Below are 12,188 nucleotides of genomic sequence, written 5' to 3' on the forward strand. Positions count from 1 at the left end.
GACGAAGCTTGCGCTTCATTCAAAAATTGTAAAACTTATTTTTGCCTCATCGTTCAGTTTTCAAAGTTCGTCTGCCGCTCTTGGCGACTAAATGATAATAACATTTAATTCATTTTGATGTCAACAACTTTTTCGTTTGTTCAACGTTTGTCGCTGGCAACAGAGATAACTATATCACCTGCTTTTTGATCTTGCAAGCATTATTCTAAAAAAACTTTTAAATCTTTTTCTACATCATCCAAAGTTCGAATCCCAACTCCTTAATGGAAGAAGGAAGAATAAATCACTTTAAAGAATACACTTATATCTAAAAACGACTATAAACCTATAAGGAGTCAACCAATGATGCAATCCGATTTACAGCGGCCTAAGAAACGTTCACCGTTCAGAATCTGGTCTGGTACACAAATTTATACGCTTAAGCGACGAATAGAATGGATGACGGACAAACGAAAGTATGTTTCAAAACGAAACACTGACCCGATGTCATATCTGATCCATACACACCGAACTCCTTTGTATCGCCAACTCCGAGATGTCGACATGGAAGTCCAGCATAACAAGGTAACCAACCTAAAAATTGCAATCACCAAACTGAACGGCTCTATCCTGACTCCAAACGATGTCTTCTCCTATTGGAAGATGATCGGCAAGCCAACGAAACGTAAAGGATACGTCGACGGAATGATTCTCCATTACGGAAAAGTCACTTCAGGAATCGGTGGCGGACTTTGCCAACTGTCCAATCTAATCTATTGGATCACCTTACATAGCCCATTGACCGTGACCGAACGTTATCGTCACAGCTACGATGTGTTCCCAGATTACCGACGGGACCAACCTTTCGGAAGTGGCGCGACATGTTCTTATAATTATCTCGACTTACAAATCACAAACCAGACGGCACAAACGTATCAACTCCTTCTATATATAGAGGGAGATCATCTCGTCGGGGAATGGCGCTCGAACATCCCGAATAAAGAACAGTATCGTATATATGAAGAAAACCATCATTTCACCCGGGAATGGTGGGGTGGAACGATACGACATAACCAGATATTTAGAGAAGTCACTTCAATGAATGGCACACATCTTCGAAATGAGTTCATCACAGAAAATCACGCGATCACGATGTACGATCCATTCCTTCCTGAAAATACTGCATACAAAAAAGCCGACTCGTAATAACAGAGCCGGCTTTTCAAATGAACTTATGCGTGTGGCAAGAACATAAAGTATGCCAAGAAGATGACCAACATCCCATACATGATCGGATGAATCTCTTTCGTCTTCCCTTTTGCAATCATCATGAGTGGGTAAAGGATAAACCCAAGCCCAATTCCCGTTGCGATTGATGATGTAAGTGGCATCATGATAATCGTCAAGAATGCAGGAACTGCAATCTCGATCTTTTTCCAATCGATATCAAGAAGAGCCGAAGCCATGAGCACACCAACAATAATCAGCGCAGGAGCTGTGACCGGCGCCGTAACAACTGCCAAGAGAGGCGAGAAGAACAATGCCAAACCGAAGAACAATCCTGCGAAAACAGCAGTCAATCCTGTTCGTCCACCAGCAGCGACACCTGCTGACGATTCAACGTATGAAGTCGCTGTAGATGTTCCGAAGATTGCACCTGCCACCGTCGCTGTCGAGTCAGCTAACAACGCCTTACTCGCACGTGGTACTTTATTCTCTTTCATGATCCCAGCTTGACGCGCTACCGCGACGAGCGTCCCAGCTGTATCAAAGAAGTCGATGAAGAAGAACGTCAAGATGACAACGAGCATTTGAAGCGTGAACACATCACCGAAGTTGATGAAGGCTTGACCGAATGTAGATGACATACTCGGCGGCATCGACACAACGTCTGAGATCGCTGTCGGTGTCGGCACAAGACCGAAAATCATCCCGACAATCGCCGTCAACAACATCCCGATGAAAATACCACCTTTGATGTCGCGCGCCATAAGCAAGGCGCTGACCACAAGACCGAACACCGCGAGAAGCGTCGTGCCCGTACCAAGTGAACCAAGACTAACAAGTGTTGCTTCATTCGCGACAACGATGCCTGCGTTTTTCAAACCGATGAAAGCGATGAAGAAACCAATCCCTGCAGCAACCGCCATTTTGAGAGGAGCCGGAATCGCATTAACAATCGTTTCGCGAATTCCTGATAACGTCAATACGATAAAGAAGAGACCTGATACAAGTACACCTGACAAAGCCGTTTGCCAAGAAATACCCATCCCGATGACGACGCTATATGCGAAGAACGCGTTAAGGCCCATGCCTGGCGCAATCGCAATTGGGTAGTTCGCGAGAAGTCCCATCGTCAATGAACCGACTACCGCGACAAGACCTGTCGCCACGAAGACCGCTCCAGTATCCATACCCGCTGCCCCAAGAATGTTCGGGTTAACGAAAAGAATGTACGCCATCGCGAGGAAAGTTGTAAATCCTGCGATCAGTTCCGTGCGGACACTCGTACCGAGTGCTGTGAGTTGGAAGTAACGATCGATCCGACTCGTCGTTGATGGTTGTTGCTGTTCTTGCTTGAGCTGTGTGCTCATTTGTTTTCCTCCTTGTGCTCGCCGTAAAACGAGAAAAGGCCCCCGGCAAATGACCGAGGACCCCACGCGAAACATACGAGGGCATACACCCTCATCTATGTCTCGCCGTAGTGAAATCATTTAAGGTGATTTCGTAGAGACTCTCGGGCCATATCCCCGATATTATACGGCAAAATATTTTATAATTGTTCGGTTATAATAAGAACGTTCTTATCGTATCAGCGTAAAAATAGAATGTCAACTAAATTCACGGATTTTACATCGATAAAAAACGTTAATGTTCGGTTTTAAGACAAAACAGAGGGGAATCCCCCTCTGTTCCGCTTATTCCCATTCGATTGTTGCAGGTGGCTTAGACGTGATGTCATACAGCACACGGTTAACGTGGCTGACTTCGTTTACAATCCGGACAGAGATCTTCTCAAGCACATCCCATGGAATACGTGCCCAATCAGACGTCATGCCATCAATTGAAGTGACCGCACGGACACCGACAGCATAGTCGTACGTACGCTCGTCACCCATGACTCCGACCGAGCGAATCGGCGTGAGCACCGTGAAGTATTGCCAGATGTCGCGTTCAAGTCCAGCTTTCTTCACTTCTTCACGTAGAATCGCATCGGATTCACGCACGATTTCTAACTTCTCTTCCGTGATTTCACCGAGGACACGAATTCCGAGACCTGGACCTGGGAACGGTTGGCGCCAAACGATATAGTCAGGAAGACCGAGTTCTGTACCGAGTGCACGGACCTCGTCTTTAAAGAGCGTGTTGAGTGGTTCGATCAACGTGAAGTTCATATCTTCCGGCAATCCACCGACGTTATGGTGTGATTTGATTGTTTGCGCTGTGTCTGTCCCACTCTCGATGATGTCTGTGTAGAGCGTCCCCTGTGCGAGGAAGTCCATATCGACGAGTTTCGATGCTTCTTCATCAAATACGTAGATGAACTCGTTTCCGATAATCTTACGTTTTTGCTCAGGGTCCGAGACACCAGCCAACTTCGTCAAGAAACGTTCTTGTGCATCGATTTTGATGACTTTCATGTTGAATCCGTCTGCGAACGTCTTCATGACGCTATCCGCTTCCCCTTTACGAAGGAGACCATGGTCGACAAACATACACGTCAACTGGTCACCGATTGCGCGATGAACGAGTGCGGCCACGACAGAAGAGTCGACACCGCCCGAAAGCGCACAAAGAACTTGCTTATCGCCAACGATTTCACGGATTTTCTCCACTTCGAGGTCGATAAAGTTTTCCATCGACCATTCGCCTTTCGCACCACATACTTCATAGATGAAGTTTTTTAAGATGTCGTTTCCGTACTCCGAGTGACGAACCTCTGGATGGTATTGGACACCGTACATTTTCAACTCATCGTTTTTGATTGAAGCGACCGGGCAAGACGGGTTCGTTCCATCGACGATAAATCCTTCCGGCGCTTCCATGACGAGGTCACCGTGGCTCATCCATACTGTATGTTCGACTGGAAGACCGTTATAAATCGCTGATGCTTCCGGCGTTGAGAACAATGTCGCTTTCCCGTATTCACGATGTGCGGCACGTTCGACACGACCACCGAAATGATGCGTCATGAGTTGCATGCCGTAACAAATTCCGAAAATCGGAATGCCAAGTTCAAAGATCTCTGGGTCGCAACGATATGCGCCTTCCGCGTATACGCTGTTCGGTCCACCTGAGAAGATGATGCCGACTGGGTTCAATTCGCGAATCTCGTCTGCCGTCATCTTATGCGAATGCAACTCACTGTATACGCCAAGGTCACGGACACGACGTGTGATCAACTGATTATACTGACCACCAAAATCAAGCACCAAAATCATTTCTTGTTCTACTTTCACGAAATCTCCACCTTTCTGCCTTCTCCTCAAAAAAAGGACGCGCCTCTCCCCCAGATTATCCAAACCGAAGAAGAAGCACGCCCTTTTCTTTGTATACGAAACGTGCTCCTTCATAGTCGGTCCATTTACGGTGGTCCGGTAGAGACTCTCGCGCCAATTCACGAGTATATACGAAGGAATGCCATGTTCAATTATCTAACTAATGCGTCTATCTTACTTGATGCATCCCGTCACTTCAACTCATAATTCGATGAATCATGATTTTCCAATATTCTTTATATTTTGAATTCGGCTCTTGTTCCGCATAAACAGCTTGCTCAAACAAAGCCGTCAGACGGGTCATATCATTCGTTTCATAGTAGGCGTCGACCTCTTTGGCGAGTTCCGAAGGCGTACGTCCCTCAATTTTGAATCCGTTCGCACGCAGTCGTTTCATCAAATAGCGGTGCATCGAGACGAGGCGCCCATCCGTGAGCGGACGACTCATCCACCAGACATACATGATTTGACGCTCGATGATTTTCCGGTTCCAAACGAGGACCGCCACGAGGAAGAGAATGACAACCCATCCCCACACCGGCATGTTACGTGCCTCCTCTTGAACATCACCTGTCGTCACGTCATCGATCAACAAATCTTCTTGCGGACGGTTTTGCGTATCGTTGTCCTGATTTGCTTGGGGATCATTCGCAGCCGGCGTCGTATCTTCCGTATCCGTTTCTCGTTCCATCTGCAATAAGTTGGCGTCCGAGAAACTGATTGTCGCTTCTAACGGAACCCAGCCCGCGCCTTCAATGAAATACTCGACCCACGAGTGGGCGTGACGATTTCGAATCGTATGTTCTTCCTCACCTTGAATGACCCCTCGTGTGTCACCCATAGTAAATCCTTTTACCCAACGCGTCGGTATGCCGTTCGCGCGCAGCAATACGGCAGCTGACGTCGAGAAATTATCGCAATACCCGATTTGTGTGTCGAACAGGAACTGGTCAACATAATCCGTGTCCCCTTCCGGTTGTGCCACATTTTCGGTGTCGTATTGAAATTCTCCATTTCGGAAATAAGCTTCTACCGCTTCCGCCTTCTCGTTCGGTGTCTCACTCTCCGCCGTGATGTCAGTGGCTAAATCTCGTACACGCTCTGGCAACGATTCCGGTAGCTGTAAATAGACCTGTTGCTCTTCTTCCGTGAGCGATGTGATCTCTTCATTTAATGCCAGTTGTTCTTCAGAGAAAGCCGGGACACTATAACGAAGTTGGATCGTCCGCGGAGTCGATTGTTCCTCATTTTCAAATACAATCTTTCCGGACGGTTGCATCGTAATCGTCTCGTTCGGGAAAGCCCGTTCGATATCACCGACTCGAAATTCGGTACCGGACTCTGTTTCGATAGCTTGCGGATATTCTCCACCATAAGGAACAAACGGTTGTCGGCGCTCAAAACGTAACAGTGCCTGTTCCGGTGTCGTATCCACTTCCGAGTCCACTAACTGACCACGATTGTAGTTAGAGTCCAGGACTGGTGATTCGACCCAACCTTTCCCCGTATAAATCGCCTTGGATTCGATACGCCAATAGCGTGCCGGCACGCCGCGAGCGATGAAGACGATGCCGTCATCCTGTTCGAACGGACCACCTAGCGATTCGTCGTTCACTCCATACCCAACTCGACCCGGGCCACTCCCATCACCTTCCGTCGTCGCATTCCGAAAACTCGTAGTGATACGGTCAGACCAATCGCCTTCAAGCGTGGGTGAAGCACTTGCGAGAGCCACGACGACACTGAGGAGTAGTCCGATACTGACGAATCGGACGAGCGATTGACTCGGTCGTTTTGCCAAATCGGTGACAAATAGTAAGAGGAGCGATGTGACGATGGCATACAGGATATTGCCTTCCCCGTCATACAACGTCCACGTATCAAAATAGGCCATGATGCCGAGAGTCGACACAATCATCCCAAGGGCAAAACTATAACTTGGATACGTTCGTCCGACGAGCACAGCAAACAGTAAGCCGATCAGCGCCATGGCAGAGAAGAAAATCGCTTCATTCGGCAGTTCACCGCTCATGACACCCATCAAATCTTCCATCCATAGACCAAACCAGTCCAAAATACTGCCGTGATAGGCATACAAGACGATGAGGAAATTAAGAAGCGAGATCCCAAGAAAAGCTGCCCAAGGCAGAATACTGGCAAACATCGGCACGATGAGCAGGAAGTAAAACGGCCACGTCACATCGAACGTCGTACTTCCAACAATCGGCTCAATCCAGAACGACAACAAATAGGCGGCAAGCGCCGTATAGACGATTCGGGTTACCCATGTCTTCATACCGTCACCTCATTAACTGCCGTGTAGAGATGATAGCTACCCTGTGTCTCATGCATCAACTCTCGAATGGACGTCGTTTCAAAAGGACTGATCAAAATCAAATCTCCAGTTTGTTGAGGCAGTTTCTGCTTCACTCGTTCGACGAGACGCCCCTCAGCTTCTGGCGTTGCGGTCAACAAGTAATGACCGACTTCTGCACTCTGGTCAGGAAGATGGAACAGTCGCACCTGCTCTTCAATGACGTAGAGCTCAAACGGCAGATTTTTTCGTTCTAACTGACGAATCGCTCCAACAAGTAAGGATAGGGAACGTTCAAATGCCTCTTCATACCCGGCAGAGACGGCTGGTACGAACACGAGTGAAAGCTTCTTCTCTTGTTCCTGGTCAAACGTCTTGGTCATCAAGTTCCCTCGGCGTGCGGATGCCTTCCAATCAATCCGTCCGATTCGGTCTCCTGCCGCATACTCCCGAACCCCGCTGGTCGTATTGGCCACTTCGGTGTATGTCCGCATTTGACGATATTGCTCCCCACGACCCCCGACATGTTCGTCTCGAGGTAAATCAAACGGCAATTCAGCGGGTGACACCTCGACGACCGTCTCGAGTCGTAACGTCCGCTTCCGGTCGAACAGACCAAATACGTCACGTACATGTAGAACGGTGCGGTCAAAGACATGAATCCCACGCTTAATCGCCTCGACCTCATAATGGACGACTTCTGCTTGTCGGAAAAAACGGTCTACAGGCACGACAATCGTCTTGTCTTCATCCGTCAAACGTTGTGGCAATCGCTCCTCTAACGTGACCATCCCAATCAAGAAAGGATACTTCCGTTCAATTCGTAACTCGACATCCATTGTTTGTCCAGAAACAAGTCGCTTCGTTGTCACACGGCGCACCACATTTGCCGCTGTGACCGGATAAATCATAAAGAGTGTCCAGTAGACGGTCAACACAGCGAACGACCACCATAAGGTCGAAGCGACGATACTGCCTTCGATGCGGGCAAATGCATACAATCCGAATGCCGCCGCCCATACAACGAACAGCTTCATCCAGTTTTTCATACTTCATTGACCTCACGATCCATCGGGACAGGCAACGTATCCAGCCAATCTTGAATCAACTGATTCGGTGATTTTCCTTTATACCGTGCTTCTGCTGTCAAGAGTACGCGATGTCCGAGCACACTCGTCGCCATCGCCTTCACGTCATCCGGCAAGACGAAATCGCGATTATGGATATACGCCCACGACTGTGCCGCTTTCATCAACGCCAGTGTGGCTCGCGGACTTCCTCCTAAATACGTATGCGGATCTTTTCGAGACTCATGCACCAATCGCACAATGTACTGTTTGACCGCACTCGACACATGCACGTCTCTCACTTCACGTTGCATGAGTTCAACTTCTTGCTTCGTAATCACGCTCTGAAGCGCCTCGAGCGGCTCTTCTTTTTCAAACCGCGACAATAATGCAATCTCTTCATTGAATGTCGGATAGCCCATCTCGATTTTAAGTAAGAAGCGATCCAACTGTGCTTCCGGCAACGGATACGTCCCTTCATGCTCAATCGGGTTTTGTGTCGCCATGACGAAGAAAGGTGACGGTAACACTTTCAATTCCCCGTCCACTGTTACACTTCGCTCAGCCATCGCCTCAAGAAGAGCCGATTGCGTTTTCGGTGAGGTCCGGTTAATTTCATCCGCTAAAATGATGTTACCCATGAGCGGACCTGGTCGATATTCAAATTCCCTCGTTTTTTGGTTGTACATCGAAATCCCGGTCAAGTCGGACGGTAGCATGTCCGGTGTGAATTGGATGCGCTTAAAATCTAAGTCAATCGCTCGGCTGAACGTACGGACGAGCATTGTCTTTCCGACTCCTGGTACGTCTTCAAGCAGCACATGCCCACCTGCTAGCAAGGCAGTGAGACTTTTTGCGATGACTTCTTCTTTTCCGACAATCACGGTTTCAATAGCAGTAATAATCGATTGGACAGTTGGACGGTACATGACGGACTCCCCTTTTTCTCTGATCTAGGATGACTGAAAGTTAGAATGTTCTGACTTTATTGTGACACAAGCGAGTGTCGGAAAGAAAGAAATACCGCACCCAAATGCGCTTCCTATTTCTTTACCCAAAAAACGTGTCCGTTCTTTAGAAAAAACGGGCACGTTTATCGATTACTCTGGACGCTTCACGTCAAATAGTTCCCCAAGGGTCGCATAACTATTGCCAGCCATCCGACTGACAGGCGCAAGCCGTTTAGCATCGATGCGTCCTTGAGTATATAACTCTCGGTCAATATGGAAACGGACAATTCGCGCAATCAATAAATCGGCAGTCGTTTTTCCGTCATGTTCGATCGGCAAGTGATGATGGAGCACACATTCAAAACGGATTTTTGCTTCTTTGACCCCTGGAGTCGAAATCACATCACTCGGTTGAAGCGTAAAGTCTGTACGAGACAGCTCACTCTCATCTGCCGCAAGGTTGGCGGCCGTCTCGTTCACGTTGATGACGTTCGTTTCATCTACGACATGAATCACTAGTTCATTCGTACGGAGTGCGTTACGCGCCGTGTCTTTCATGACGCCATCTTTTCGTTGAACTGAGACGGAGACGAGCGGAGGGTTGGATGCGACTACATTAAAATAGCTAAACGGGGCGGCGTTAATCACGTCCCCATTTTGTGTTGTGACAAACGCAATCGGTCTTGGCACAATGCTGCCAATCAAAAACTTATATGTGTCTCGTTCAGTCAAGGCAGACGGTTCAATTGATAACATAGACTACACTCCTCGTTGTTTTATCTTAATATCAAGGTAATCACTTCGTTAAATAATGTCAACGCAAAGCAGGTTGACACGTGTACATTTCATGTATTTTGGGTAAATCGCATTATGTGAATCTATTTTAATGCACGTTGAATAAGCAAATTGCTTCATTTTCCCTTCCCGGTCTCATAGAATTCAGGGCAAGGAAAAGATGACCTATCGTTTTTTATGTTCAAGGAAGGAAGTAGAACGAATGATCAGCAAGTGGATTGAACAATTGAACAGTCGTCAAATACTCAGTATTTTATATAGTGTCTGTGGATTCAGTCTGGTTTTAACCTTGATTGGAGCCTGGTTCGTGCGTGATGGGAATGTCTCTACTCTCGAACTCACTGCTCTCCGATGGATTTGGATGATCGGGCTCGTCATGTTCATCAGTGCCATCTTATTAATCGGACGCCCGCTCATCAAACGGATGGCCGACCAGAACAGCAGACTGAAAGCGAAAAAAGAAAAGCTCGAGAACGTATTAAATGAATCGAAATTAAATGAAATTAATCTTCAATATCGTAACGAGTTGATTGAAGTATTGGCCTCGAAAGAATCCTTATTTGATTACTCTTCTGTTATTGAAAAGATTGTGTTGCTTACAAAATCTGAGTTCGGCGCCCTCTTGCTCACTAAAGACGGAGAAATCACGTCTGTTGTCCCGAAAGAGATGACCGAAGATCAACAAGAAAGTCTAAAGAAAGATTCCCTTTTGCTTAAACGAGTCATGATTTCAAAGTTACCGGCCGCCACTTCTAAGCGGGTCGTCGATGCGTTACACACGTATCCATATTATATCTATGAGACGGTCATCCCGATTATGGACCCATCAGATAATAGTCTCATTGGATGTCTCTATTTGGCTCGTTACGATGAACAATACGATGCCAGTGAAAAATCGGAATTGAATGCGTTCGCCGGTCAACTTGCCATCTCACTTCTCCGCATGCAGCTTTATCGCCAGATGCAACAGGATCGGAAAGAGACGGCGCAACTAATCAATTCTGTACGTGAGGCCATTTTATATGTGAACTATGAAGATGACACTATCGTCGGCAATCGCGCCTTCATCCGTATGTTTGATGATTTACACTTTGACTATAAGGGATACGAAGAACTCTCTGCCATTGACATCGATATCGAACAGCTGGCGGAACGGGTCGATCAACATGAACAGTTTGTCCGATACTTCGAACGCGTCTTCACGCAAGATCCGCCGGAGGATGGGCTCACGATTTCAATCGACCAAGGCGATTGCTTCATTCAACTTTATGCCGAAAGTGTCTATCGAGACCGCAAACTCCGTGGAACGATGCTCGTCTTACGTGACGTCACGGCCGAAACAGAAATCGATCGGATGAAATCCGAACTCGTCTCGACCGTCTCACATGAATTACGGACACCATTGTCCTCGATTTACGGATTTACTGAACTGATGCTGTCACGAGATTTGAAGGAAAGTCGTCGTGAACTGTATTTGAAGACAATCCACGATGAAGCGAAACGACTCTCGTATCTCGTCAACGATTTCTTGGATCTTCAAAAAATGGAGTCTGGAAAGCAAACGTTCGAGTGGGAACCGGTCGATTTATACAAGCTCATCACAGACAGTGTCGCGTTTTATCAGGAAACGACGGACCGGCATGAACTATTCATCGATGCCGATACCGAACAAGACTTTATTATCGATGCAGACTTAGAAGGGATGCGTCAATTACTTGGTAACCTATTAAGTAACGCCATCAAATATTCGCCAGATGGCGGGAATATCCTTGTATCGCTCGAACGTATAGACGAAGAGGTCGTGATGAAAGTGAGAGACCACGGTATGGGTATACCGAGTGCCTCGCTCCCTCACCTCTTCGGGAAATTTTACCGCGTCGATAATTCGGATCGTCGTAAAATCGGAGGTACCGGTCTCGGTCTCGCAATTTGTAAAGAAATTGCCAAAGCCCATGATGGTCAACTCCATGTCGAATCGGTATACGGGGAAGGAAGTACATTTATCTGTGAACTCCCAACCTCAAAAGAACACATCATGCAATAACACGGTCGATATGACCGTGTTATTTTTGACTCTTTTTTTGCCTAATTTGGAAGGAATCCTTTTACAGAATATAGAAAGGAAAGAAACCGATTCATTTTCGTAGATGTAGGTTACCCTATCCATTTATTTTTGCACGTTTTAAGTCAAAAACAAGATATACTGAATATAAAGAGATTGCTAGGATCGGAGGACTTGCCATTGGATCATCGTGACCCACCTTTTTCAGAAATTGGAGATTTTAATCAATGGGGACGTTTCGAGATTGACGTGCCTCACATGGGGGAGCAAGCGAAGTTTCAAACTGCCGCTGCTTTGATTCGGAAGCATGTGCCATTGCGGCTTGGTGGTTTTTACATTGTTGCGAGCGAAGAGGAGATTTTGCATAGTGGCTCTCATGATGCGAATCTTCAAAAACATTTGATTCATCTATTACAGCAGGTCCTTAACGGTCATATAGAAGACGAACGCCTCGTTCAAGAACAAGTGTGGACTGTGCATTATTTTACAACGCCATAGAAAAGAACTCGATTTAAGTATCAT

9 protein-coding genes and 2 riboswitches are annotated in these 12,188 nt (G+C 46.9%); of the genes, 3 read left to right on the top strand and 6 right to left on the bottom strand.

All coding sequences use genetic code 11. The annotated features are described in order from the left end of the window. Positions 1 to 342: 342 nt before the first annotated feature. Positions 343 to 1,185, top strand: a complete 843-nt coding sequence (locus KOG47_RS13250) for a VanW family protein (protein ID WP_196431504.1) — start codon at positions 343 to 345, stop codon at positions 1,183 to 1,185. Positions 1,186 to 1,211: 26 nt separating this feature from the next. Here the strand turns inward: KOG47_RS13250 and KOG47_RS13255 are convergent, their stop codons facing one another. The 6 genes from KOG47_RS13255 to KOG47_RS13280 all read right to left on the bottom strand — a co-directional run bounded on the left by KOG47_RS13255 (position 1,212) and on the right by KOG47_RS13280 (position 9,565). Further along, positions 1,212 to 2,573 carry an NCS2 family permease gene (locus KOG47_RS13255; RefSeq protein WP_015880700.1) on the bottom strand — a complete coding sequence of 454 codons (1,362 nt, stop codon included), beginning with the start codon at positions 2,571 to 2,573 and terminating at the stop codon, positions 1,212 to 1,214. 88 nt (positions 2,574 to 2,661) lie between these two features. Next, positions 2,662 to 2,763: riboswitch (purine riboswitch) on the bottom strand. 134 nt (positions 2,764 to 2,897) lie between these two features. Next, positions 2,898 to 4,421 (bottom strand): glutamine-hydrolyzing GMP synthase, encoded by a 1,524-nt coding sequence (gene guaA / locus KOG47_RS13260; protein ID WP_159563679.1) that lies wholly within the window; start codon positions 4,419 to 4,421, stop codon positions 2,898 to 2,900. A 111-nt stretch (positions 4,422 to 4,532) separates the two neighbouring features. Then, a riboswitch (purine riboswitch) is annotated at positions 4,533 to 4,633 on the bottom strand. A gap of 41 nt (positions 4,634 to 4,674) precedes the next feature. Further along, positions 4,675 to 6,774 (bottom strand): transglutaminase domain-containing protein, encoded by a 2,100-nt coding sequence (locus tag KOG47_RS13265; protein WP_215244364.1) that lies wholly within the window; start codon positions 6,772 to 6,774, stop codon positions 4,675 to 4,677. Next, positions 6,771 to 7,841 (bottom strand): DUF58 domain-containing protein, encoded by a 1,071-nt coding sequence (locus tag KOG47_RS13270; protein ID WP_159563475.1) that lies wholly within the window; start codon positions 7,839 to 7,841, stop codon positions 6,771 to 6,773. Before KOG47_RS13270 ends, KOG47_RS13265 begins: the two co-directional genes overlap by 4 nt. Then, positions 7,838 to 8,788 carry an AAA family ATPase gene (locus tag KOG47_RS13275; RefSeq protein ID WP_074034693.1) on the bottom strand — a complete coding sequence of 317 codons (951 nt, stop codon included), beginning with the start codon at positions 8,786 to 8,788 and terminating at the stop codon, positions 7,838 to 7,840. The genes KOG47_RS13270 and KOG47_RS13275 overlap by 4 nt, the downstream gene beginning before the upstream one ends. Before the next feature lie 171 nt (positions 8,789 to 8,959). Next, positions 8,960 to 9,565, bottom strand: a complete 606-nt coding sequence (locus tag KOG47_RS13280; protein WP_196431509.1) for a flavin reductase family protein — start codon at positions 9,563 to 9,565, stop codon at positions 8,960 to 8,962. A gap of 241 nt (positions 9,566 to 9,806) precedes the next feature. Between KOG47_RS13280 and KOG47_RS13285 the strand changes: the two genes are divergently transcribed. Further along, positions 9,807 to 11,648, top strand: a complete 1,842-nt coding sequence (locus tag KOG47_RS13285) for an ATP-binding protein (protein WP_215244365.1) — start codon at positions 9,807 to 9,809, stop codon at positions 11,646 to 11,648. Between the two features lie 198 nt (positions 11,649 to 11,846). Next, a complete protein-coding gene (locus KOG47_RS13290; protein ID WP_074034697.1) occupies positions 11,847 to 12,164 on the top strand; it encodes a hypothetical protein in 318 nt (105 codons plus the stop codon). Positions 12,165 to 12,188 lie beyond the last annotated feature (24 nt).

The organism is Exiguobacterium sp. s121, assembly GCF_018617245.1.
Taxonomy (GTDB): Bacteria; Bacillota; Bacilli; order Exiguobacteriales; family Exiguobacteriaceae; genus Exiguobacterium; species Exiguobacterium profundum.

Coding starts and splice junctions, on each gene's coding strand:
- KOG47_RS13250 (WP_196431504.1), top strand. CDS start 343: ATGATGCAATCCGATTTACAGCGGCCTAAGAAACGTTCACCGTTCAGA.
- KOG47_RS13255 (WP_015880700.1), bottom strand. CDS start 2,573: ATGAGCACACAGCTCAAGCAAGAACAGCAACAACCATCAACGACGAGT.
- guaA (WP_159563679.1), bottom strand. CDS start 4,421: ATGATTTTGGTGCTTGATTTTGGTGGTCAGTATAATCAGTTGATCACA.
- KOG47_RS13265 (WP_215244364.1), bottom strand. CDS start 6,774: ATGAAGACATGGGTAACCCGAATCGTCTATACGGCGCTTGCCGCCTAT.
- KOG47_RS13270 (WP_159563475.1), bottom strand. CDS start 7,841: ATGAAAAACTGGATGAAGCTGTTCGTTGTATGGGCGGCGGCATTCGGA.
- KOG47_RS13275 (WP_074034693.1), bottom strand. CDS start 8,788: ATGTACCGTCCAACTGTCCAATCGATTATTACTGCTATTGAAACCGTG.
- KOG47_RS13280 (WP_196431509.1), bottom strand. CDS start 9,565: ATGTTATCAATTGAACCGTCTGCCTTGACTGAACGAGACACATATAAG.
- KOG47_RS13285 (WP_215244365.1), top strand. CDS start 9,807: ATGATCAGCAAGTGGATTGAACAATTGAACAGTCGTCAAATACTCAGT.